The following is a 22,379-nucleotide window of genomic DNA, read 5'->3' as shown; positions in this document are numbered from 1 at the left end:
AGGGGTGCGCTTGCGCTTTCATCGCGGACAGACACAAGATAAAGTGTCTGCAACTGAAAAAGGCGTGGGGCTGACTGTGGCGCATATCATTGTGGTGGGCAACGAAAAGGGCGGCGCAGGCAAGTCCACAGTGGCGATGCACGTCGCGACGGCGCTGGCGCGCATGGGGCACCGCGTGGGCACGCTGGATCTGGACCTGCGCCAGAAATCCCTTGGCCGTTATATGGCGAACCGCCGCGAATACCTTGCGGCAGAGGGCATTGATCTGCCATCGCCCAGCTATGCCGATCTGCCTGATATCGATCAGTCGGCGCTTGGCCCGAATGAAAACATCTATGACCACCGCCTGTCCATGGCCGTGGCAGAGCTAGAGCCGACCAGCGATTTTATCCTGATCGACTGCCCCGGCAGCCATACCCGGCTAAGCCAAGTTGCACACAGCCTCGCTGATACGTTGGTGACGCCGCTGAACGACAGCTTTGTCGACTTCGACCTGTTGGCCCACGTCGATACGGCCGGCGAAACCATCACGGGGCCTAGCGTTTATTCCGAAATGGTCTGGAACGCGCGCCAGTTGCGTGCGCAGGCTGGCCTGACCCCGATTGACTGGGTCGTCGTACGCAACCGCGTCGGCGCGCAGCAAATGGTCAACAAGGACAAGATGGAGCGTGTCATCGACAAGCTGGCAAAGCGCATCGGCTTTCGCAATGCGCCCGGCTTTAACGAGCGCGTCATTTTCCGTGAACTGTTCCCCCGCGGCCTAACCTTGCTTGATCTGCGTGATGTTGGGGTCAAGAACCTTAATATTTCGAATATTGCAGCCAGACAGGAACTTCGCGACCTGATCAAAGCGTTGAACCTGCCCGGTGTAACTGCCGATTTTTAAAGAGGAGAGCACCAAGGTGCTCCCCTCGCCTACACCGTCATTGTAAACGCAGCAGGCCTGAACCTATGCGAGCGGCTGCAAATGGCTTTCTATAAGCGACCTTTGGTCTTCGTGTTGCTTGGGCAGTTTTAGGGCTTCGCCCAAGTGAGCGATATCTTCGTCGCGATCAAATCCCGGTTCATTCGTTGCGACTTCGAACAAAATTCCGCCCGGCGTGCGGAAATAGATCGCCCAAAAATAATCACGGTCGATGACGGGGGTCACCTGATAGCCTGTGTCCAATAGCGCCGCGCGAACCTCTAGCTGGGCTGCGCGGTTTTCCACGGCAAAAGCAATGTGGTGGACAGATCCGGCCCCCTGCGACGCATGCTTAGCAGACGGCAGTTTTTCCAGATCGATGGTGTTTGCACCTGTCCCATCCGCCACGGCAAAGCGAGAGACGTTGCCGATTGTGTCCTGCTTTTCATACCCCATGAAGGTTAACAGCTCGGTCATTGCGCCCGTATCCTGCAACCGCATCGTTGCCCCGTGAAAGCCGCGAATGGCGTGATCGTCGGCAATTCCATTTCCAGTCCAACCATGGCGGTTGTCGTCCGCGATCTCCGCAAGCGCAAAGCCTTCGCCATCAGAGGTTTGAAACCGCAGACGCTCTTCGCCGAAATGATTAACGGCCTCTAAACCCTCTGCAGCCGCACCAAGGCGGTCCGCCCAGAACGGCAGGCTGCCCTTGGGGACGGAATAGACAGTTTCACCAACTTCGCCGGTTCCGCGGCGACCGCGGACTGCATTGTGGAATGGAAAGTAGGTCATGACGCTGCCGGGGCTGCCGACTTCATCACCATAATACAGATGATAAACATCAGGCGCGTCGAAATTCACGGTCTTCTTAACGCGTCGCTGGCCCAAGACCTGCGTAAAGAATGCATTGTTTTCCGCCGCATCAGAAGCGATCGACGTGACATGGTGAAGGCCTTTGATCTGGTGCAACATGGTGCATCCTCCTTTTGGTTGATGCAAACCTAATGCTGGACAGCGATTGCGATAACCGCAATAAATCAGCAGAATTAATTGCAGAAACCGCAACAATAGATGACTGGCCACGCCGAGCAAATCACAGCCTTTCTGGCCGTCGCAGCCGAACATAGCTTTGCTCGTGCGGCCAAAAGCCTTGGGGTGGCACCATCCTCTGTCACCCGAACGGTGTCGGAACTGGAAGCTCGCCTTGGCGTCCAACTGCTTGTCCGCACGACGCGGCGCGTATCCCTCACGCAAGCCGGCACGGCCTTTCGCGCACAAGTAGAGCCGCTTATGGCCGGATTGGCGCAAGCGCAAAACGACGTCCGCGCGTTTCAGACGACCTTGACCGGCACCTTGCGGGTATCAGCGCCACTATCATTTGGCCTGCACCGCTTGTCGGCGCCTTTGATCAGCTTTCGCGATGCGACGCCTGATGTTGACCTGCAAATCAGCCTGACGGACCGCTTTGTTGATATCCTAACCGAAGATTTCGACATGGCTCTGCGGATATCTGGCGCGCCATCTGATCTGTCGACCATTTGGCGTAAAATCGCGCCAGTCCCGCGCTCGCTGGTCGCGTCACCGAATTATTTAGCGCAGCACGGCACGCCGCAGACACCGGGCGACCTGACGGCGCATACGGCGCTGGCCTATACCCACCTCGCCAACGGGAACGTCTGGCAGCTGACCAGCGCTGCAAGCGGCCTGACAGAGCCCGTGCGCATCAAGGCAGGGCTGACCTGCGACAATGGCGACCTGCTGGCGCAACTGGCGCAGGCGGATCAAGGCATCGCCCTTTTGCCCGATTTCCTGCTGCGCGATGCAATCGCCTCGGGGGATTTGGTGCGCCTGCTGCCCGGTTGGAACCCGCCAGAGATTTGGTTGACCGCGTTTTTCCCGCCCTACCGCCGCTTGCCTGCCGCGCTGGACCGCTTCACCGCTTGCGTTGTGACCGCCCTTGGGGGCACCCCGCTATAGCGATTTAGGCGCGCCCGGCCGGATGCAGGGCAGCAATAGAAACTATATCGCGCGAAAAAACGCGCAACCCGCCGCACGATTAAACCAGTTTATACCGCCACGTCGAATCACGACCTATGAAACCACATCAAGTTTCAAGTGTTGCGTCATGTAAGGCGTGCAAGTCGGTGACTGCCGCCTTGCCAAGCAAGAGGTGGTTTATGTTAAAGACTGTTCAAAGTGCGTTTCAATCCCGGATCAGCCGGCACATCCTATTAACTGATACCGAGCGGGACGCCCTGTCGCGCCTCGAAGGTCAGGCTGTAGCTTTGGGTAAGCGGGATCACGTTTTTTCAGACTCGAAGCCAAATGATCGGATCGCCATCATGCGGTCTGGGTGGGCCGTGTCGCGTGTGCGCAGTGATGGCAATCAGACCACCATTTCCCAAATTTTTATGGCCGGTGACATCATCGGCCTTTCCGACATCGGACTTAATCGCCCCCCGCACGAGACGACGATGCAGACTGATGGGTCTGTGCATCTCCTTAGCCGCAAGGCTCTTTGCGATTTCGGTGCCCAGCACCCACGCCTGTTTGCGCTGATTTTGTCGCTGGCCAGCCTTGACGCAACGGCGCTGAATGATCGCCTGCACGCCATCACGCGCTATTCGGCCGAAGATCGGCTGATGCATTTTCTGCTCACGATCAAAGCCAAATCAGAACAAATCAGCGAACACGCTTCTGATCGGTTTCCACTGCCTTTGTCGCAGAAAGAGATCGGTGATGCGCTTGGCTTGACCGATATTTACGTCAATCGTTTGCTGCGGGGTTTGCAGAAGTCGGGGCAATTGTCCCTGACCCGCCCGAACGTAAAGATTAACGAGCGCAGCGTCTGGGCGACGCGGCTTAACTTTCAAGATCGCTATGCAGCCTTAGATTTCAGCTGGGCAAGCTGACGAAAAAGGGCCCCGCACTGCGGGGCCCTTTCATTTAGGAACGTATCTTTCGCTTATTTATCAGCAGCTTTTGCAGCTTTGTCGGCGACATCATCCACCGTTTTGCGAACTTTATCTTCGGCCTGCGATGCGGCGTCTTTCAACGCGGCCTTGGCCGAACCTGCAGCCTCTTGCGCGGCGGTCTCTAGCTCTGACCGGGCGGCAGCGATGGCGCGTTCTGCGCGGGCGCGTTCCTCGTGGTACACACGCTCTGCTTCGTCCATCAGGGCATCGCGGCGCGCACCCAGATAGCTGTCTTCGGTTCGGGTCTTTGGCAGCAGGGCCGCAACCGCAGCACCGACGGCAAAGGCCAAAGCACCGATCACCAGTGGCTGGCGGTCAAACAAATCACCGGCAGAGTCGCGGCCGTTCGACACTGCGCTGCTGGCCTGGCGGCGCGCCTCAACGGCACGGTGACGGGCGGCAACGACGCGTTCACGCGCGGCCTCTGACAGACCTTCGGTCCCTTCAGACAGGCGGTCGCGCAGGCGGCGCGCTTCGGCGCTAACGTCATGACCGACCCGGTGCATCGTGTCGTTCGCATCGTGGGCCAACTTTTGCGCCGTATCGCTAGCGCTGTTCAGCATGTCTTTTGCAGTATTGCTCATGGGATTTTCCTTTACGGGTTACAGGCCTTTAACCTGCATAAATGTTCAACGGCGGCGCGGGTTCGGGTCCTGATCATCACGGGCCCACAGCGGATCAGCATCATAAGCTGGCACAGGGCGTGCCTGCGCAGACAGCGCCTGATCGGCCCAGACATCGGCGTCCTCTTCCAACTGGGCCGCAGCCATATCGGCCGGGCTGCTGTCATAGTGATGCACTTCTGGACGGGTCGCAGGTTTGACCGGAGCCATGCCGATCCGTGGCTTTTTGCTGCGCGGCGCGCGTTCAGGCGTCACAGCGCTGATCGCCAGCCAAGCAAGGCCCAGACCGATGACCGCAAACGGCCAAGGGTTTTTCTGCGCCGTCCGGCTGACCGTTTCGCTGGCGGTTGCGATTTGATCGCGCATCACAACCGAAACGTCACGTGTCACGATGCCGACTTGGCCACGCAGTTGGGCGGTAACTTCGTCGATCTGGCCGCGCACCTGCAGCTTCACTTCTTCCATCAGACCATCAACGGTCAAACGGTTTTGCAGGACATCCAGATCACGCCCAAGCCGCGCGCGCTCTAGGGCGATTTCAGCCTCGATCTCTGCCGGTTTACGCGTATCAGCGGTCATTATAGGCCTCTTTCATCATCTGCGCGTCGGCCTTTAGGCTGCGGGCGGTGCGGGTCGGCGCGATGCTGGACAGCTTCAGCCGCTTAACGCCCACGATCACCAAAATGATGGCGATCAGCAGGACAACGAGGCCCACCAAGACGGTGGCCCAAAGCTGGCTGATCCCGGCCAAAACAAGCGCAGAGATCACAGCCGTGGACAGCACGGACAAGCCGATGAAGGCAAGGATCACAGCGACAACCAAAAGGCCCAGCGCCGCGCCTGCACGTTTCAGGTTCTGGTCAACCTCGGCACGCGCCAGATCGACCTCTTGGCGCAGCAAATTGCCGACGCTGCTTAGCACATCGTTCAGCAGTGATCCGGTGCTGCGGGGGTCATGGGACTCCATGTTCAGCCCCGACCGTCTGTGTCAGCATTGCCGTGGCGCGGCGGCATGAAATCGTCGCTGCCGTGGTAATCGGGCTGCGCAGTAGCCGTGCCATTGCGCTCTGACGCCTTGGCAAAGCGGCTAACCGCAAAACCGGCCAATGCAGCACCAGCCAGGAAAACCAGCGGGTTGCGGCGGGCAAAGTGGCCAACGTCGCTAAGTGCTGTGCCCAGATCCTTGTTGCTGATCGCATCAGACGCATCCGCCAGCGTATCGGCAATCTGGCCAAACGTGCGTTCCTGCGGGCTGCCTGTGCGGCTTTCGTTCGCAGCCTTACGCAGGGCAGAGGCGACGTTGTTCACCTCTTGCGCGGCGGCACCTTTGGCTGCGTCGGCGCGGGCGTTGACTTCGGATTTAATGGTTTCTTTGGCGTCATGAGCGACCGACTTGGCCTGCTCTGCCACGTCATTTACGACGCTTTTCGCCTCGGCGCTTGCGTCATGGGCGGCGGACTTTGCGTCACGCGCAGCGGCGTCCACCGTGTTCTTGATATCCGTCATTGCAATCTCTCCGGCTGGGCCGAAGGAGGCGCGATTACGGGCTCCTCATTCGGCGTTCATGTCATTGTAGACAAAACAGCGCAGCAGATGATTTGGTTCCGGCGGGTTGCCAGAATTGCCCCAGAATCGCCAATGACGTCAATCATAGGTTCCGCGAAATCCGTGGGGATTACCAGACTGCCAAGCCCATGTGCTAGCCGCCATGTCATCCAGCGTATGGGTCGCGGACCAACCAAGTTCGGCATGCGCACGCGTCGAATCCGCCTGCATCGCCGCAATATCGCCTGCACGGCGCGGCGCGATAACAACAGGGATCGCATGGCCAGAGGCTTTGCGGAACGCCTCTACCATCTGCTGCACGCTATAGGGCTGTCCGGTGCCGATGTTGAACGCCCGCGCGCCGCTATGATTTGCCACGTAATCGACGGCGGCAACATGGGCCCGTGCCAGATCGACAACGTGGATATAATCACGCTGTCCCGTGCCGTCAGGCGTATCGTAATCATCGCCAAAGACGTTCAAATGCGCCCGCTGCCCCACCGCAACCTGCGCGATATAGGGCATCAGGTTGTTCGGCACGTCCGATGGATCCTCGCCCAGCGTGGCAGAGGCATGGGCACCAACCGGGTTGAAGTAGCGCAGCAGCACCGCCGCGCCATCCTTGGCCACAGCCCAATCGGTCAGGATCTGCTCTGCAATCATCTTGGTGCGACCATAGACAGAGGTCGGGTTCAGCGGGTGCGCCTCGTCATACGGCAAATAGACTGGCTCGCCATAGACCGTGGCGGACGACGAAAAGATGATCCGCTTGCAGCCCGCCGCATCCATCGCGCGCAGCAGCGCAATGGTGCCGTTCACATTGACATCGTAATAGCCAAGTGGGTCTTTCATGCTGTCGCCAACGGCCTTGAGCCCGGCAAAATGGATCACCGCATCGGGCCGAAAATCGGCCATCACGGCGTTCAGGGTCGCGTCATGACGCACGTCGCCTTCGACTGCAGTCACCGTGCCATTGGTCAGCTTGCGCACCCGGTCCAGCACGACGGGGCTAGAGTTGTCGTAGTTGTCGAGCACACAGACTTCATGCGCCTGCCCCAGCAATTCGACAAGCGTATGACTGCCGATATAACCGGCACCGCCGGTGACCAGAACGCGCATGAAATGCCTCCCTTAAATACAGCGCCTGCTTAGGCGACCACCGCTGCCGGATCAATCCCGCGGCGCGGGCACCTCGACCGGGCCGCCTAGGGCTGTCCAGTCGCTAAATCCGTCCCGCAGATGGGCGGCCGCAAAGCCCATATCGTTCAGCGCCGCCACCGTTAAGGCAGACCGCCAGCCGCTGGCGCAATGCAGGATGAACCGCTTGTCTTGGGCAAAAACCGGCTTGTGATAGGGGCTGGCCGGATCGACCCAGAATTCAATCATCCCGCGCGGGGCATGGATGCTGCCGGGGATATAGCCATTCTTGCGCTCGCGCACGTCGCGGATATCGACGATGACAACGTCAGGGTCATCCAGCAGCGCCATGACGGCGGGCGTATCCAATTCTTCGATCCGTGCCCGCGCTGCGGCGACCATTTCAGAGACCGGTGTAATCGCCATCGCACATATCCTTTTACCGTTGCGCGCCCGCCGCCGCCTGCCCTCAACACGACCCGCATCGCGCATCAAGGTCAAGCACGCGCCACCGTTTCGCGCATATTCGAATGATTTTTTGCCCCCGCACACGCTTTTCCCGGCGCTGCGCCTTACACTTTGCAAAGTCACTGCTAAGCTCACCGCAACAATAAGCGGAGCGATATGATGCGGGAATGGTGGCGTGACGCGGTGATCTATCAGATCTATCCGCGATCCTTTCAAGACAGCACGGGTGACGGGGTCGGCGATCTGAACGGGATTACCCAGCGGTTAGAGCATATCGCCAGCCTTGGGGTGGATTGCATCTGGCTGTCCCCGATCTTTACCAGCCCGCAAGCGGATATGGGCTACGACGTGTCGAATTATACCGACATCGACCCGATCTTTGGCACGCTGGATGATTTCGACCGGATGCTGGCGCGCGCGCACGAACTGGGGCTCAAGGTCATCACCGATCAGGTGCTGTCCCACACTTCTGATCAGCACCCGTGGTTTATCGAAAGCCGCAAGGACCGCACCAACCCAAAGGCAGACTGGTACGTCTGGGCTGACCCAAAGCCTGACGGCAGCCCGCCAACGAACTGGCACAGCCATTTTGGTGGCCCCGCTTGGGAATTCGAGGCTGTGCGGGGTCAGTACTATCTGCACAATTTCCTGTCGCAGCAGCCTGACCTGAACTTTCACAACCCTGACGTCGTCGACGCCATTTTGGACACAGCCAAGTTCTGGCTGGACCGCGGCCTTGATGGTTTCCGCCTTGATACCGTGAACTACTACTTCCACGACAAACATCTGCGCTCTAACCCCGCGGCCAAGGGCGGGCGTCAGGTCATGGCGACAGATCTGTACGGGATGCAGGACAACATCCACAACAAGAACCAGCTTGAAAACCTTGCATTTCTTGAACAGCTGCGCGCGCTTTGCGACCAATACGACGGCATCATGATGGTCGGCGAAGTTGGCGATATGGGCCAGCGGTCCATCGATCTGATGGCCGAATATACCAAAGGCAGCAGCCGCCTGCATATGGCGTACAGCTTTGCGATGCTTGGGCCTGACTTTAACCCCAAGCACTTCCGCGGCTGCATCGAAGGCTTTCAAAAAGGTGCCCCCGACGGGCAGCCGGAATGGTCCTTTTCCAACCACGACGTGCCGCGCCATGTCACCCGCTGGGCCGAACACGCCGTGTCTGACGAGTCCATTGCGAAGCTCGCCTGCGCCATGCTGATGAGCTTTGAGGGCACCATCGGCATCTATCAGGGCGAAGAGCTAGGCCAGCTGGAAACCGTGATGAAGTTCGAGGAACTGACCGACCTGCAAGCGATCCGCTACTGGCCGGGCGTCAAAGGCCGCGACGGTTGCCGCACCCCGATGGTCTGGGACCACAAAGCAGATAACGCAGGGTTCACCGCTGGCACACCATGGCTCCCGGTCAAAGCACCGCAGGTCGCCCATTCTGTCGATCTGCAAGAGGCGCAAAATGACAGCGTCCTGCATTTTTACCGGCAAACGATCGGGTTCCGCAAATCACATCCCTGCATGACGCGGGGCAAGACCGCGTGGATCGACCTGCCCGATCCGATGCTGGCCTTTACCCGCAGCACGGCGGATCAGCACCTGACTTGCGTGTTTAACCTGTCCAAGGCTCCGCAAACGCTGACCGTGACAGGAACGGCGACGCTAACCGGGCCGCAACATGCGACCCTAGCAGACAGCACATTGACGCTGCCCGGAAATGGCTTTGCCTTTCTGGGTCACAGCGCAACTTTAAAGCTGACGGCCTGATGGGCCGGCGGGCGGGGCGCATTCGCGGCCCTGCCCGCGAACAGCTGCGTCCTGCTGGCACAAAAGATGCACAAATATGCAAAACTATGTCAGCTTGATCCCATGACGCAGCGCACCCTCACTCATCATGACGTTCTGCCGCCCGGGACCAGCATCCACCTGACCCGCGCCCTGCTGACGCCTGCACGGCCCAAGGCGCTGCACACCCACGATTTCACAGAACTCTTTTGGGTGCAAAACGGCACCTTAAGACACCACCTGCCCTCAGGGGTCGAAACATTGACCGAAGGCGCGCTGATCCTGCTGCGCCCCGGCCAACCACACGCCCTGCAAGGGCGCGGCGATGCGGCGCTGGCTGTGTCTATCGCGATTCATCCCGATCTGGTGCAAAGTCTTGATGCCCGCCTGCCGTCACTGCCCTTTTGGCTGGCGGAACACGGCCCTGCGCGCACGCATCGCGACAGTCGGCAGTTGGTAACGCTGAACCACGCCGCTGGCCTGCTTGAACGCGGCCCCTGCGACAGCCTCGCGGCAGAGGCGTTTCTGCTGCCCCTGCTGGCCGATCTTATCCAGCACGAGACAGGCCTGCCCGCTGACGCCCCCACATGGCTGCACTGCGCCTGCGCCATGGCGCATGATCCTGCGATCTATCGCGGCGGGGCGGCCACCTTTGTTGCCGCCACCGGGCAAAGCCACCCTCATGTGTCACGCAGTATGCGCCGCTGGCTGGGCCAGTCGCCCACGCAATACGTCAACCGCATCCGCATGACCCAAGCCGCCCGCGCCCTGACCAGCGACAGCGAGCCGATGGCCGAGGTTGCCGCTGCGGTCGGGATTGCGAACCTGTCACATTTCCATAAGCTGTTCCGCAGCCACCATGGCGTGACCCCGCTGCACTATCGCCAACAGTTCCAACGTGACGTCGTGCAGCCCAGCGCTTAATTGACCAAAGGGTCAAAAACATGCCACAAGACCCCACCGCCGCCTCAGGAGCTTTCCCCGTGACGACAAAAGAACATCTGCCGCGCAATCCGGGCATGCCTTTGGATATGGACTGGGTCATGTCGGCGCAGGCCAATACGTCCGCCATTGAACGCCGCGCCGCGACCCTGCCCGGCCGCCGTAGCGTAAAAAAGGACTATCAGGCCGCGTGGCTGTGCAAAGCCATCAGCCTGATCGACCTGACGACGCTTTCTGGCGATGACAGCGCCGGACGCGTGCAGCGCCTGTGCGCCAAGGCCCGCCAGCCTGTCGCGCCTGATCTTTTGGAAGCGCTGGATATGACCGGCCTGACCACCGGTGCCGTCTGCGTCTATCACGATATGGTCGAAACCGCCGTCGCCGCGCTTGCTGGCTCTGGCATTCCTGTTGCAGCAGTGTCCACCGGCTTTCCCGCTGGCCTGTCGCCATTCCATCTGCGCATTGCCGAAATCGGCGAAAGCGTCGCCGCCGGTGCTGCAGAAATCGATATCGTCATCAGCCGCCGCCACGTTTTGACCGGAAACTGGCAGGCACTTTATGACGAAATGGCCGAAATGCGCGCCGCCTGCGGCGATGCCCACGTCAAAGCGATCCTTGCGACCGGAGAGCTGGGCACCCTGCGCAATGTCGCAAAAGCCAGCCTCGTTTGCATGATGGCTGGCGCGGATTTCATCAAGACGTCGACCGGCAAAGAACCTGTAAACGCGACATTGCCGGTGACCCTGACCATGATCCGCGCGATCCGCGATTATCATGACCGCACTGGCATTTACGTCGGCTACAAACCAGCCGGCGGGATTTCCAAGGCAAAGGACGCGCTGGTTTATCTTTCGATGATCAAGGACGAACTGGGCGACCGCTGGCTGCAGCCCGACCTGTTCCGCTTTGGTGCCTCGTCCCTTCTGGGCGATATCGAACGGCAATTGGAACACCACGTCACGGGCAGCTATTCTGCCAGCTGGCGTCACGCGATCGGCTAAAGCCGGTTTTTGAGTATTTTTAAAAAAGCGAGGACTGGGCGCATGACCGTCAAGGAGATCTTCGAGACCATGGACTACGGCCCCGCACCTGAAAGCAGCAAAGAGGCGCTGGCGTGGCTCGCGTCGAAGGGTGACTTTGGTCACTTCATCGGCGGCGCGTGGACCGCGCCCGGCACTTTGTTTGCCGTGATGAACCCGGCGACGGATACCCTGCTGGCGCAGGTGACCCAAGGCACGCAGGCCGATGTGGACGCGGCTGTCAAAGCGGCGCGCAAGGCGCAACCCGCTTGGGCCAAGGACGGGCACGCACGGGCAAAAGTACTTTATGCGCTGGCCCGCATTTTGCAAAAGCAGTCGCGCCTGTTTGCCGTGTTGGAAACGCTCGATAACGGCAAGCCGATCCGCGAATCCCGCGATATCGACGTGCCGCAGGCTGTGCGGCACTTTTATTACCATGCCGGCATGGCGCAGATCATGGCGGACGAATTGCCGGACCGGCAGGCGCTTGGCGTGTGCGGTCAGGTCATCCCGTGGAATTTCCCCCTGCTCATGCTGGCGTGGAAAATTGCGCCAGCCTTGGCGATGGGCAACACGGTTGTGTTGAAACCTGCCGAATGGACGCCGCTGACCGCCTTGCTGTTCGCAGACATCTGCAATCAAGCTGGCGTGCCGCCGGGCGTTGTGAACATCGTGACGGGCGATGGCGAAGTCGGCGAGATGATCGTCACCGCTGACGTGGACAAGGTTGCTTTTACCGGATCAACCGGCGTCGGCCGCCGCATCCGCGAACTGACCGCTGGCACCGGCAAGGCGCTGAGCCTGGAGCTGGGCGGCAAGGGCCCGTACATCGTGTTCGAGGACGCCGATATCGACAGCGCCGTAGAGGGCGTCGTTGATGCGATCTGGTTCAATCAGGGCCAAGTGTGCTGCGCTGGCTCTCGTCTACTGGTTCAAGAAGGTATCGCAGATGTCTTCTACACCAAGCTAAAGGCCCGCATGAGCGGCCTGCGCATTGGTGATCCGCTGGATAAATGCATCGACATCGGTGCAATCGTCCACCCGCGCCAACAGGCGCGCATCCGCGATATGCTGGCGGCCCACCCAGAGGGTGAGACGTTCCAGACCACTGCCCCAAGTGGCTGCTATTTCCCACCCACGCTAATCACCGGCCTCGCCCCGGCGTCGCCGCTGATGCAGCAAGAGATTTTCGGCCCAGTGCTGGTCGCGACAACCTTCCGCACCCCGGTCGAGGCGGTTGAGATCGCCAATTCTACACGCTATGGCCTCGCGGCTTCGGTCTGGTCGGAAAACATCAATCTGGCGCTCGACGTCGCGCCAAAGCTGGTCGCCGGGATCGTGTGGGTCAACGGCACCAATATGATGGACGCCGCAGCAGGCTTTGGCGGCGTGCGCGAAAGCGGCTTTGGCCGCGAAGGCGGCTGGGAAGGGCTGACAGGCTATACCAAGCCAGTTGCAGCCCCAGCCAAAACGCGCAGCATCGCAGCACATACTGGCGACGGCGGTGCAGGCGGGCTAGATCGCACCGCCAAGCTTTATATCGGTGGCAAGCAGGCGCGGCCTGACAGCGGCTACTCCCGCGCGGTCTACGGCCCCAAAGGCGCACTGCTCGGTCACACCAGCCTTGCCAGCCGCAAAGACCTGCGCAACGCGGTCGAGGCGTGCAATGCCGCTAAGGGCTGGGCCAAGTCCAGCGGACATCTGCGCGCGCAGATCCTGTATTACATGGCGGAAAACCTGTCCGCCCGTGCCACCGAGTTTGCGACGCGTTTGAAATCGCTGACAGGAAGCGACGGCACAGCAGAGGTCGAGGCCAGCATCAGCCGTCTGTTCAGCGCAGCGGCTTGGGCCGATAAATACGATGGCCAAGTGCACGACGTGCCGATCCGCGGCGTCGCGTTGGCGATGAAGGAACCCGTTGGCACCATCGGCATCCTTTGCCCCGATGACGCCCCGTTGCTTGGCCTTATCAGTGCAATGGCACCCGCGATTGCGATGGGTAACCGCGTGATCCTTGCCGCCTCGCAGCCGTTTCCGCTAATTGCGACGGATCTGTACCAAGTGCTGGACACGTCCGACTTGCCGGGCGGTGTGGTGAACATCCTGACGGGTGATCATAGCGATCTGGCAGACCCCATGGCGCGGCATATGGATATCGACGCCGTCTGGGCCTTTGCCGATCCAGCGCTTGCAAAAGGCATCGAAGTGGCTGCCGCAGGTAACCTGAAGCGCACCTGGTGCGGTGCGCTGGACTGGAGCCGCGACAACACCAAAGCGATCCTGCCGCACGCGACAGAGGTCAAGAATATCTGGATCCCCTACGGGGCCTAGACAAAAGACCAGAGGAAGGGTCGCTCCCTTCTTCTGGTTAAAAATATCTCGGGGGGCGTCGCGCAGCGACGGGGGGCTGGCCCCCCTTTTCCTGCGGTTGATCAGCGGCGGTCTTTAGGCTTCCAGCTGTCGAACCAACGCCGCATCTTTGACCGGCGGGCATCCATGTTTGCCTGCGCGATATCCAGACGATCACCTGCGGCGTCCATCGCCGGATCGATCATCCGTTCGCGGAACTGGAACCACATCGCCCGCACCATGCCGATCAAGAAAATCACGATCACAAAGAACGCGATATTGAACCATGGGATGATCGTCTCGTCCGGGCTGGATACAGGGCGGATCGCAATCGCATTCGGAAAGGCCGACAAGTAGCCGTTGCGCCAACCATAGTGCGTCACGACCGCCCATTTCGGGCTTTCGGGGGTAGAGCGCAGATCGTCAGCTTCCGTCTGCAGGCTTGCCGTGTCGAACTTAAAGTAGAACGGCCAACCCCAGCCCGTATCCTCATTACGATAGACCATCACCTCTGTCGTGTCGCGCGGGATGAAGCCTAGCAAAAACGTCTCTTTGCGCACGGCCTGAATGAACTGCACGTCCCTGTTGACCAGCGTCGCGGACTGCGGGCTTGGGTCGGACCAGAAAATCCGCGTCCAGTCGTTAAGGTCCTGCCGTTCTTGATAGGTATTCACGATCCGGACGATGTCATGCTGCGGCAGCACATAGTGCAACACGACGCCTACAGCGAGGATCGGCATCAGCCGCAACAGGAAAGCCAAAATGCGCATCAGAGTCTCTCCTGCGATGGGTCAGTTCGTATTGATCACATAGACGATGCCGCCCCAGATCGCCACAGGCACAACATAGACCAGCACAAGCAGCTTTGGCCGCAGACTGGTGCGATAGGCCGCCATGCCGGTTTCGACATAGTCATCGCGGCTTTGCCCGGGCACAGGATCGGCGTCATAGTCCTTTTCCAGCCGCTCGCGCCGCAAGGATGCGGAATAGACTGATAGGGACAGGTAAATGATGCTGAGCCCGACCAGACCAAAGAAAACCAGTTTGAAAAACGTAATCATCGTGTCGCGTTATCCCCAGGGGCCGCGCCGCTTGGACAGGGGCGGCGGTGTTTGCGGTACATGCGGCATAGCGCCGAACAAAGCGTCACGGGTGCCGACCTTGTCCGCCAGATATTCCTTTGACAGCATCTCTACCACAAATTCACGTTTTGCGTCCGGCCAGGTGGCATAAGCCGCGTAAAACGCCTGTTTGTGACAGATGAACAACTGCCGTGCATCTAGCGGGGCCAGTTCTGACAACAGCATATTCACCAAATCAGCATGGCGTCCGGGCCGCGCGCGCAGGGTATAGAAATAGCCCGCATCGTCGCTGGTGATCCGCGGCCAAGGCGCGCCATCTTCGGCCCAGCGCACCAGCGCAGCCAGCGTATGCCACGCCTCTGGCAGCGCGTCTGCATGTTGCCGGGCCAGTTGCCTCATTTGCCGAGGCGAGGTTTGCGCCAAGTCGCCGCCCAGCTTTGATGCGATATCAGCAACCATAAAGTCCATTTTGCGCCGCAGAATATCCGCGACCTGCGGGCTTTTGGACTGCGCCACCGGCTCTACCAGATCGTTCAACTTGAAAAACGTCGCGATATCGCCCCGCGCTTGCAATCCAATCACCGGGGACACGGGCAATTCGCCCAAGGCATCCACGTCCCCCATGGCGATCACGGCGGGATGATCGACACTGCGAAACACATAAAGCCCGCCAAATAGCGCGGTCCAGAAATCCGGTGTCTCGAATGTCATATGTTTCAGGCGCACAGGGTTGCGGGTCACATCGCCCGTGTCCTTGGCCAGATCGATCATCTTGGCGATCAGTACGTCATCGTACCAGCCATCTGCGCGGGCTGTAAAATCGTCAATCATCGCGCCCAGCTTGTCCGACGCCTCAATCGTGCCAGCGGTGGTATCTGCCTCGACCGTGATGCGGCGGATATTGAACAGTCGCGCCGGGGTATCGGCGCTGTGGACGGAATTTAGCAACTCGCCCGCCACGGCATCCTTGGCGGTCAGGGTAAACAGGGCCGCTTTGTTTTCCATGATGAACTGCCGCAGGATTGTGCGGCTGTGGGAAAACGTGGCGTCCAGTAGCGGTGCGCTGACCTGATTGGTGCTGAGCAAGATAAACTGCCGGTTCACGCCGCGCGGGTTCAAGTAGGCCGGATCGCCGAGCTCCTCGCCAATCTCGGGACTAAAGCCCGAGATATCGATATGAAACTCGGCCAGCGCCGTCTGCTTGCCCGTCAACGCCTGCAACGCCCGGTTATAGCGCGCAACCAGCGGCGGGCTGTCGACCCGGAACAGGTTCCCGAACATCAGACCGCGTTCAATTAGACGGTGCATATTGCGCCCTTCACCATGTTACCCGCACCCAAGTGCGCGGCAGTCCCATCAGCGATAGCCCTATCATGGGTGCCCAGATGATCGCAGCGGCCAACCCCAGACGTCCAAAATAGATGGCGTTCCCCAGCAGCCCCTGATCAATCAGCCGCGCCAGTGTGACCCCTGCCGCCCAATATTGGACCATAAAGTATATGCTCGTCAGCGCCGTTAGAACCAAAGCTGACAGCACTGCATTCACCGCCAATGCAGGCAGCCCCTCTGGCAAGACCATCGACCACAGTTTTGGCACCAGCCACCCCAGCAGGCCCAAGGCGATTGCAGGAATAAGCAGCCCTTCGGTCATGCACCAAGGCTCGCGGCATAGCGTTTGCGCGCAGCGTCCATGCGCTGCATGTCCCGCACCGCGTTGTCGATGGCGACTTCGTCCGACTTGTCCGCATAGCGGAATTCGCTATCGGCGTAGCGGTTGATTTCCTGCAAAACCATATCCGTCGTGATCGGCTGGCGCAGCTCGCGGATCATCCCAAGTTTCGTGTCGTAGTCCTGCCGCAGGAACAAGTCAGGCTGGTCCATCCAATCGTCCGGCAGTTCAAAGTCCATCGCCCGCACCTTGACGGCGTCAGTGATGTTCTTGATCGCGCGGCCGGTAAAGCGCTCATCCGCCTCTTGGATCGCTTTCAGATAGGTGCCCAGCTTCGCCAGCGTATCCAGATCGCCATGTTGCGCCTGAACACGCTCAAATACCCGCAGCAAACCCTCTTCATGCGGGCGCGCGTGGCTGGCATAACTGGCTGCGACCGCTTTTTGGATCGCCTGCGCGGCAAAGGCATCGTGATCGCCCAGCGGGATGTCGTGGTTTTTGCCCATCAGCAGCGACAGAATATCGATGTAATCCTCACGGCTTTGCGGTCCGTCCACCAGAAACCGCGCGCCCGCGCGTTGGCGCAAGGCGTCATCGACGTTCTCGGGGTAGTTACTGAACATGCCAAATGTGCAATTGCCGCGCACCACGGTATTCGCCCCGGCAAAGCTTTCCATCAGCACGGCGGTGATCTCCAATTGGCCCGCGCTGGACTGGCGATCGCCGCGCTTGCCGGCCAATTGGTCGATATCGTCAATGGTCCCAAACCCAATCACCGCAGGATCAATAATATTGGTAATGAAGGCCTTGGCATTTTGCCCCGACTTGCCCTGATAACTGTCGATATTATCGGTGCTTAGGTTCTGATAGCGGAACGGATAACCCGCCGTATCGCAATACCCGGACACCAGCCCCGCCATCATCTGGATTAATGTGGTTTTGCCCGTCCCCGGCTTACCGTCCCCCATAAAGGTAAAGATAAAGCCGCCCAGATCAGCAAAGGGGTTCATCCGCCGATCAAAGTCATAGGCCATCAGCATTTTTGACAGGCGCAACGCCTGCGCCTTAGCGATGTGGTTGCCCACGACCTGCTCTGGCGTCTTGAAACTCATCGTCAGTTTCGTGCTTTTGCGCGAATGCGGCGCGGCAAACCCCTGAACAGTAAAGTCGTCCGCAGCGACGTGCCATGTCGCCTGGGTAAACGCCTCTAGCCCCGGCATCGCGGCGGCGCGTGCCGCAACCTTATCGGCCAGCGCATCACAAAATGCGATGACCACGGCGACCAGTGTGTCGTCATCCTGCGCCAGCGCTGCGATATCCTGATCCAGCTCCCACAGCACGCCATTCAGCGCGAGGGGGGCATTATCGGTCAACACCTCTTCAACTTCGCTCAGTTCGACCGCCGCTGTCCCCGCTTGATCAGCAAGCAAAAATCCAGCAGCAGAGGCCAGCACAAACAGCGAAATTACTGCCTCTGCCTCTAGCAGATGCGCAAACCCGGCGCGGCGATCTTCGGGCAAAGTGCCCTCAAGGCTCGCGCGCTTCAGCGCCGCCAGCCCAGTGCGATCCGCAAACTGATCCGCGACACCCATCGCAATCGCAAGTCCCCGCCGTAGCGCTTGCGTCACCTGCGCCTGCACAGGCGTCACCAAATCACCATCCGCGACTGCCGCGATCCGGCCCCGCAAGGCCACCCCGTCGCTGGCGACCGTCCGCCGGGTGACAAGGCCCGGAGTCGTGCTGCGAAATGCCCGCCGTGTACCGACACCGGACGACCGTTCCTGCGCAGGGGACGGAGCAGAGGCGACAGCCAGACGCGGTGCATGTTCCAACCGATTCAGAAGCGCTAAGGCTGCAGCGTAATGTGCCCTGATATCCGCCTCGCGCAACTCCATCCGATTGCCGGTCTCGCTCATGTCATCATCCGCTTCATCTTGCCAAATAAACTCCCGCCGGAGGCTCCTGCACATCCCATAACGCTACCGATAGCCCCTCACGCGCCCATCATCGCCAACGACAAACTTACGCACATCGTCAAAACCCGCAGGCCGGCGTTCAGCAAGCGCTTGATAGGGCCGCGCTGGCATGATGATCGACCGGTCCATCCGGCTCACACCCCGATCCTGCGCGCCCGCGTCAAAGGGATCGCGGGCAAATATTTGACGTTCCACCGTGCCGAACCAGCCGGATTTGACCTGTTCGACCCGCTCGGTCTGCAAATCCTCTTCGGTCCAGACCAGCGCCCAATCCTCACCCACCGGACTCTGGGCCTGCTCTAGCACTTCGCGCAGCGGGCCGTCTTGTTGGGTAAAGGCGCTGGAATACATGGGCCCCACGTGAAAGCGCCGCAGCCGCACGGGGTGCAGATCGTCGAAGTCTGCGTCAAACCCCGTTGCAATCGTCATCAGTTTAAGCCCGGCGATCGACTGCGCCATCAGATGCGTTTGCGCCATGGGCCAACGGCGATCATCCTTGGGCAGGCCAACCCGGCCCGTATCCTCGACATCCATCAGGTACAGGGTCGGCAGGTTCACCTGACTGTCATAGACAGCCCAATGCACCAAAAAATGCCGCCGGTCGCCGCGGTGCGACAGGAAAACAGCCTGCGGATCATTGCGGGCCCAAAACTGGCCGCCCTTCACCAATTCCTCGTAGTATAGCCGCTGAGACATGGCATATTGCAGCCGCGTCGGGATGGTCAGATCGCCGACGATCTGGCGGATCATCTGCGATTTCAAATCATCAACAGACGGCATCCCCGCCAGATGCTGCCCTGCCTGCAGCGCATCATTCGCCATCTCAAGCAGCTCTTGGTAAACCGGAAAGCCACTTTCAACCCGGTCGATGGTCAACTGCCCCGCATGGGACGCCCGGCCAGCGAACTGGTACTTATGCGCCAGCGCTGTAAAGCTGTAGTTTAGTCCGGCAAGGTAGCCTGCCAGCGCCCCGATATCCGCCTTGGACAGCCGCCCTTCTGTCTGCATCGTGGCCGCGACCTGCGACAGGTGCCGCGTGATCCGGGCGAACTTGTCAAAATAGCGCCGGGTGACACGCGTGTCCTCCAGCTTGAAGTGGTCTAAGGCAAGGTCAGCGTCCGTCATACCGCAGCCGCGACCCGGTTATTCCGAGCCATACTGATTACTGTCGTGCTTCTCTACAATCTTGGCAAAGCGGCGCATAAATCGCTCGTCCGCCTTGGCCTTCTGTTCCAGCACATCGCGGGCAAAGACCATGTGGTCGCCGTGCGCTTCTAGCATGTCAGCCATCCGGCTGTTGGTCGCGGCACCGATGGCGGCCATGGCGGTCTGCGCCTCTTGGTCCGTTTTGACGCCAATCTCGTTGATGCGGTGGGCGACGTCCTGTTGCTGCGCTGTTTTCAAGGACTTGGACAGGGCGTCATAAAGCACAACGCGCTGCTTGGTGTCTGTCTGCAGTTTGTTAATCAGCACCATCTGCGTCGCCGCTTGGTTCTGCAGACTGTCGATCCAGGTCTTACCCTTTTCGATATAGCGCTCCAGCGTTTGGGACTGCGCCAACTGCACCTGTTCGGCCTGAACCAGCTCGTTATAGCGGGTGTTCAGCGCGGCAAGCTCGCTTTCCAGCTTAGTGCGCACACCAGCGTCCTGTTCGACGCTAATCTTGTTTTCCAGTGTGATAATCGCAGGGTCCATGCTTTGCACTTCGGCGCGTACACGCTCCAACTCTGCCACAGCAATTTCGCGGTCGGACAGGGTGGTGGTCAAATTGCCTTCGACGCGGGCCTTTTGATCGTTCAGCATTTCCAGCTGACCTTGCAGCAGGCGCGTAATCACATCGGATTTGGAAATCAAATCCTGCAATTTGTCGTCGACGCTGGCTTGACGCATACGCTCTTCGCGCATGGAGTCCGATTTACCTTTGGAAAAGAAACCAATCAACTTTTCCGAGGTCGTCTTGGACCGCATTTCTTCAAAATCGCGGGAAAATCCTGCGGTGACGTCGTCTAGCCCCATGATCAATTCCGCGATATTCGCGTTCATCAAATCGGTATGGGCGTGAACATCGTCCAGCGTGGCGTTTTCGATATCGATACTGACGTCGGTGCCAGCGGCCATCTTCTGACGGGCCTCTTCGATCCGGCCCGTAAGCGCGGCAATCTTGCCCTGCGCGGCCGCAACCTGCTGCTGACTATCTTCTATTTGCTGATCAAACGACGCCATCTTCATCCCTCACATGCCAAACGTGACTCCTAGATAAGGAGTCACGCCAATTTTACCAATACGCATCACATGCGTTTGGGGCATTTTTCAGGCAGTTCGCGGCTTAGTTGAACGCCAATTGCGTTAGGTCAGGCTTCTTGTCGTTTGCAATCGCTTCGGCACCCAACAGATCTTCTGGATCGACAATCTTGGGGGGCAATTCGCGGCCGCGGTTATAATATTCCGGATCCACCCGCATCGATTCGCTTTCGGACCGAATATTGATCGTCATCGGCAACGACACATTATTGAATAGGTGAATAATGTCTTGGTTGAACATGCGAATACAGCCAGCAGAGCCTGAATTGCCGATGCTATCCAGATCGTTGGTGCCGTGAACACGGTAATAGGTGTCGCGGCCATTACGATAGATATACAGCGCACGCGCGCCAAGCGGGCTGCGCAGACCGCCGGGGATGCCGCCACGGAAGGAACCATAGACCTCTGGCTCAGTGCGCAGCATGTTCGCTGTCGGCGTCCAGCCCGGCCAAGCCTTTTTCAGCTGGATGGTCGCAAGACCTGACAATGTACGACCCTGACGGCCGACACCGACAGGATAACGCGTCGCCGTACCGTCGAATTTCACGTGATACAGAAACTTAGCATAAGGATCGACGTCGATCGAACCTGCAGGTGCCTCGCCCGTATAAATACCTTCCATGCGGCGATTGACGCCTTCGGTGTACTGCAGCGGAATTGCGGGCAAATCATATCCCGCATCGCGCAGGGGGCCGTACTCTGGCAACCAGTTCACTTGCGGCACGACGGGGGCAGAATCCGGCACGCGCGGCGCACAAGCCGCAGCAGAAGAAGCAAGGAGCAAAGCGCCGAAAGATCGGCGATTTAAGGCTTTCGAAAACGTCATATGGGGCAGCACCACAAATAAAAATGTCAATCCTAGTTATCATTCTGGCGTAAAATGGCAATGCAATGCCGTGCCGCGTTATGTTTCAATCCGTCAAACCCAGTTGACCGCAAAAGGTTTAGGCGCGACCAGCAGCGGGCGCGACTTTAATCCCCGCGATATCACTCGAAATGAGTGGCCACGGGCCTATTTTGAACACGGTGTAACCTTTGTGCCGCCGCAACTTGGGTGTGTAACGATCCCACCGGGTTGATCACCGGCACCGCGCGAAATCCAGACGAAGGCCGCCTGACATGAACATGAACTTCTTGCTGAACCGTTTGATGCGCTATGTGGCGCGGCGTGGATTGCGCGATCTTAAAAAGCTGATTCCCTCGGAAAGTACCCGGCTGGAACAGCCGCATGCGCCCGTGCATCTGGACGAGGCGCATCTGCAATTACATCTGTTTGGCGCAAACTTTCCATCGCGCAGCGAAGCTGACGCCTTTTGCACCCCGCCGCCCGGCACCGACTTGCCCAGCCGCCTGACGCAGGAACTCGATGGTGCCTTTATCGACGAAAACGAGGTCGAGGTTGTCCACGGCGACATCCTTGCCAGGTTGCTAGAATTCATGCCGAGTGACGAGGCTGACGATATCATGCTGCGGCTTGCCGGTGACGACACGCTGATCATGATCACGGAAAACGCCTTTCACGACCTGCCCTATACCGTCGATGACACAGAGCATCTGACCTATCTGGGGCATGTCATCGTCGACGTGTAATC

23 protein-coding genes are annotated in these 22,379 nt (G+C 59.4%); 8 read left to right on the top strand and 15 right to left on the bottom strand.

Annotated features, from left to right (window positions below):
• Nucleotides 1–76: 76 nt before the first annotated feature.
• Nucleotides 77–886, top strand: coding sequence for a division plane positioning ATPase MipZ (locus BM131_RS04880; RefSeq protein ID WP_090186648.1), 810 nt, complete (start codon nt 77–79; stop codon nt 884–886).
• Nucleotides 887–949: 63 nt separating this feature from the next.
• Here the strand turns inward: BM131_RS04880 and BM131_RS04875 are convergent, their stop codons facing one another.
• Nucleotides 950–1,876 carry a VOC family protein gene (locus BM131_RS04875; RefSeq protein ID WP_090186406.1) on the bottom strand — a complete coding sequence of 309 codons (927 nt, stop codon included), beginning with the start codon at nt 1,874–1,876 and terminating at the stop codon, nt 950–952.
• A 99-nt stretch (nt 1,877–1,975) separates the two neighbouring features.
• On the opposite strand from BM131_RS04875, the gene BM131_RS04870 reads away from it, so the two are divergent.
• Together BM131_RS04870 and BM131_RS04865 are read left to right on the top strand one after the other, a co-directional pair.
• Nucleotides 1,976–2,881, top strand: a complete 906-nt coding sequence (locus BM131_RS04870) for a LysR family transcriptional regulator (protein ID WP_090186404.1) — start codon at nt 1,976–1,978, stop codon at nt 2,879–2,881.
• Nucleotides 2,882–3,048: 167 nt separating this feature from the next.
• Nucleotides 3,049–3,816, top strand: a complete 768-nt coding sequence (locus BM131_RS04865; RefSeq protein WP_175499179.1) for a Crp/Fnr family transcriptional regulator — start codon at nt 3,049–3,051, stop codon at nt 3,814–3,816.
• 53 nt (nt 3,817–3,869) lie between these two features.
• Here BM131_RS04865 and BM131_RS04860 read toward each other — a convergent pair whose 3' ends face one another.
• The 6 genes from BM131_RS04860 to BM131_RS04835 all read right to left on the bottom strand — a co-directional run bounded on the left by BM131_RS04860 (nt 3,870) and on the right by BM131_RS04835 (nt 7,610).
• On the bottom strand, nt 3,870–4,463 hold the full coding sequence (locus tag BM131_RS04860) for a hypothetical protein (RefSeq protein ID WP_090186399.1): 594 nt from the start codon (nt 4,461–4,463) through the stop codon (nt 3,870–3,872).
• Between the two features lie 45 nt (nt 4,464–4,508).
• A complete protein-coding gene (locus BM131_RS04855) occupies nt 4,509–5,081 on the bottom strand; it encodes a DUF3618 domain-containing protein (RefSeq protein WP_090186396.1) in 573 nt (190 codons plus the stop codon).
• Nucleotides 5,071–5,469, bottom strand: coding sequence for a phage holin family protein (locus BM131_RS04850; RefSeq protein ID WP_090186393.1), 399 nt, complete (start codon nt 5,467–5,469; stop codon nt 5,071–5,073). The genes BM131_RS04855 and BM131_RS04850 overlap by 11 nt, the downstream gene beginning before the upstream one ends.
• Nucleotides 5,470–5,471: 2 nt before the next feature.
• Entirely contained in the window at nt 5,472–6,008 is a 537-nt protein-coding gene (locus BM131_RS04845) for a hypothetical protein (RefSeq protein ID WP_090186389.1), read from the bottom strand.
• A gap of 138 nt (nt 6,009–6,146) precedes the next feature.
• On the bottom strand, nt 6,147–7,166 hold the full coding sequence (gene galE, locus BM131_RS04840; RefSeq protein WP_090186386.1) for a UDP-glucose 4-epimerase GalE: 1,020 nt from the start codon (nt 7,164–7,166) through the stop codon (nt 6,147–6,149).
• A gap of 51 nt (nt 7,167–7,217) precedes the next feature.
• Complete coding sequence (locus BM131_RS04835; RefSeq protein ID WP_090186384.1) at nt 7,218–7,610, bottom strand: rhodanese-like domain-containing protein; 393 nt, start codon at nt 7,608–7,610, stop codon at nt 7,218–7,220.
• Between the two features lie 201 nt (nt 7,611–7,811).
• Between BM131_RS04835 and BM131_RS04830 the strand changes: the two genes are divergently transcribed.
• From BM131_RS04830 to BM131_RS04815, 4 genes are all read left to right on the top strand, one after another.
• Complete coding sequence (locus tag BM131_RS04830) at nt 7,812–9,431, top strand: alpha-glucosidase (RefSeq protein ID WP_090186645.1); 1,620 nt, start codon at nt 7,812–7,814, stop codon at nt 9,429–9,431.
• 66 nt (nt 9,432–9,497) lie between these two features.
• On the top strand, nt 9,498–10,373 hold the full coding sequence (locus BM131_RS04825; RefSeq protein ID WP_245754135.1) for an AraC family transcriptional regulator: 876 nt from the start codon (nt 9,498–9,500) through the stop codon (nt 10,371–10,373).
• A gap of 20 nt (nt 10,374–10,393) precedes the next feature.
• Nucleotides 10,394–11,392 carry a deoxyribose-phosphate aldolase gene (gene deoC, locus BM131_RS04820; protein WP_090186382.1) on the top strand — a complete coding sequence of 333 codons (999 nt, stop codon included), beginning with the start codon at nt 10,394–10,396 and terminating at the stop codon, nt 11,390–11,392.
• 42 nt (nt 11,393–11,434) lie between these two features.
• Complete coding sequence (locus BM131_RS04815; RefSeq protein ID WP_090186380.1) at nt 11,435–13,741, top strand: aldehyde dehydrogenase family protein; 2,307 nt, start codon at nt 11,435–11,437, stop codon at nt 13,739–13,741.
• A 101-nt stretch (nt 13,742–13,842) separates the two neighbouring features.
• On the opposite strand, the gene BM131_RS04810 is transcribed toward BM131_RS04815, so the two are convergent.
• The 8 genes from BM131_RS04810 to BM131_RS04775 form a co-directional block, all read right to left on the bottom strand.
• Entirely contained in the window at nt 13,843–14,529 is a 687-nt protein-coding gene (locus BM131_RS04810) for a DUF1523 family protein (RefSeq protein WP_090186377.1), read from the bottom strand.
• 21 nt (nt 14,530–14,550) lie between these two features.
• Nucleotides 14,551–14,820, bottom strand: a complete 270-nt coding sequence (locus BM131_RS04805) for a hypothetical protein (protein ID WP_245754134.1) — start codon at nt 14,818–14,820, stop codon at nt 14,551–14,553.
• 9 nt (nt 14,821–14,829) lie between these two features.
• Nucleotides 14,830–16,149, bottom strand: a complete 1,320-nt coding sequence (locus BM131_RS04800; RefSeq protein ID WP_090186375.1) for a DUF6638 family protein — start codon at nt 16,147–16,149, stop codon at nt 14,830–14,832.
• Nucleotides 16,150–16,159: 10 nt separating this feature from the next.
• A complete protein-coding gene (locus BM131_RS04795) occupies nt 16,160–16,492 on the bottom strand; it encodes a hypothetical protein (RefSeq protein WP_090186372.1) in 333 nt (110 codons plus the stop codon).
• Entirely contained in the window at nt 16,489–18,426 is a 1,938-nt protein-coding gene (locus BM131_RS04790; RefSeq protein WP_090186369.1) for an AAA family ATPase, read from the bottom strand. Before BM131_RS04790 ends, BM131_RS04795 begins: the two co-directional genes overlap by 4 nt.
• A gap of 63 nt (nt 18,427–18,489) precedes the next feature.
• A complete protein-coding gene (locus tag BM131_RS04785) occupies nt 18,490–19,611 on the bottom strand; it encodes a hypothetical protein (protein WP_090186366.1) in 1,122 nt (373 codons plus the stop codon).
• Nucleotides 19,612–19,629: 18 nt separating this feature from the next.
• A complete protein-coding gene (locus BM131_RS04780; RefSeq protein ID WP_090186639.1) occupies nt 19,630–20,709 on the bottom strand; it encodes a GumC domain-containing protein in 1,080 nt (359 codons plus the stop codon).
• A gap of 103 nt (nt 20,710–20,812) precedes the next feature.
• The gene (locus tag BM131_RS04775; RefSeq protein ID WP_245754133.1) at nt 20,813–21,643 is read right to left on the bottom strand and encodes a L,D-transpeptidase; all 831 of its coding nucleotides are present in this window, start codon (nt 21,641–21,643) and stop codon (nt 20,813–20,815) included.
• Nucleotides 21,644–21,906: 263 nt separating this feature from the next.
• Here BM131_RS04775 and BM131_RS04770 point away from each other — a divergent pair, with 263 nt between their 5' ends.
• Nucleotides 21,907–22,377 (top strand): hypothetical protein, encoded by a 471-nt coding sequence (locus BM131_RS04770; RefSeq protein ID WP_090186364.1) that lies wholly within the window; start codon nt 21,907–21,909, stop codon nt 22,375–22,377.
• Nucleotides 22,378–22,379: the final 2 nt, after the last annotated feature.

It is taken from the genome of Loktanella salsilacus, assembly GCF_900114485.1.
GTDB classification, from domain to species: domain Bacteria; phylum Pseudomonadota; class Alphaproteobacteria; order Rhodobacterales; family Rhodobacteraceae; genus Loktanella; species Loktanella salsilacus.
This window is presented reverse-complemented; position numbering and strand designations above follow the sequence as displayed.

Excerpts from the sequence above, each read along its gene's own strand:
- BM131_RS04825 (WP_245754135.1), top strand. The coding sequence starts at position 9,498 with ATGCACAAATATGCAAAACTATGTCAGCTTGATCCCATGACGCAGCGC.
- galE (WP_090186386.1), bottom strand. The coding sequence starts at position 7,166 with ATGCGCGTTCTGGTCACCGGCGGTGCCGGTTATATCGGCAGTCATACG.
- deoC (WP_090186382.1), top strand. The coding sequence starts at position 10,394 with ATGCCACAAGACCCCACCGCCGCCTCAGGAGCTTTCCCCGTGACGACA.
- BM131_RS04790 (WP_090186369.1), bottom strand. The coding sequence starts at position 18,426 with ATGAGCGAGACCGGCAATCGGATGGAGTTGCGCGAGGCGGATATCAGG.
- BM131_RS04800 (WP_090186375.1), bottom strand. The coding sequence starts at position 16,149 with ATGCACCGTCTAATTGAACGCGGTCTGATGTTCGGGAACCTGTTCCGG.
- BM131_RS04860 (WP_090186399.1), bottom strand. The coding sequence starts at position 4,463 with ATGAGCAATACTGCAAAAGACATGCTGAACAGCGCTAGCGATACGGCG.
- BM131_RS04855 (WP_090186396.1), bottom strand. The coding sequence starts at position 5,081 with ATGACCGCTGATACGCGTAAACCGGCAGAGATCGAGGCTGAAATCGCC.
- BM131_RS04870 (WP_090186404.1), top strand. The coding sequence starts at position 1,976 with ATGACTGGCCACGCCGAGCAAATCACAGCCTTTCTGGCCGTCGCAGCC.
- BM131_RS04805 (WP_245754134.1), bottom strand. The coding sequence starts at position 14,820 with ATGATTACGTTTTTCAAACTGGTTTTCTTTGGTCTGGTCGGGCTCAGC.
- BM131_RS04850 (WP_090186393.1), bottom strand. The coding sequence starts at position 5,469 with ATGGAGTCCCATGACCCCCGCAGCACCGGATCACTGCTGAACGATGTG.
- BM131_RS04770 (WP_090186364.1), top strand. The coding sequence starts at position 21,907 with ATGAACATGAACTTCTTGCTGAACCGTTTGATGCGCTATGTGGCGCGG.
- BM131_RS04845 (WP_090186389.1), bottom strand. The coding sequence starts at position 6,008 with ATGACGGATATCAAGAACACGGTGGACGCCGCTGCGCGTGACGCAAAG.
- BM131_RS04815 (WP_090186380.1), top strand. The coding sequence starts at position 11,435 with ATGACCGTCAAGGAGATCTTCGAGACCATGGACTACGGCCCCGCACCT.
- BM131_RS04785 (WP_090186366.1), bottom strand. The coding sequence starts at position 19,611 with ATGACGGACGCTGACCTTGCCTTAGACCACTTCAAGCTGGAGGACACG.
- BM131_RS04830 (WP_090186645.1), top strand. The coding sequence starts at position 7,812 with ATGCGGGAATGGTGGCGTGACGCGGTGATCTATCAGATCTATCCGCGA.
- BM131_RS04795 (WP_090186372.1), bottom strand. The coding sequence starts at position 16,492 with ATGACCGAAGGGCTGCTTATTCCTGCAATCGCCTTGGGCCTGCTGGGG.
- BM131_RS04780 (WP_090186639.1), bottom strand. The coding sequence starts at position 20,709 with ATGGCGTCGTTTGATCAGCAAATAGAAGATAGTCAGCAGCAGGTTGCG.
- BM131_RS04875 (WP_090186406.1), bottom strand. The coding sequence starts at position 1,876 with ATGTTGCACCAGATCAAAGGCCTTCACCATGTCACGTCGATCGCTTCT.
- BM131_RS04835 (WP_090186384.1), bottom strand. The coding sequence starts at position 7,610 with ATGGCGATTACACCGGTCTCTGAAATGGTCGCCGCAGCGCGGGCACGG.
- BM131_RS04810 (WP_090186377.1), bottom strand. The coding sequence starts at position 14,529 with ATGCGCATTTTGGCTTTCCTGTTGCGGCTGATGCCGATCCTCGCTGTA.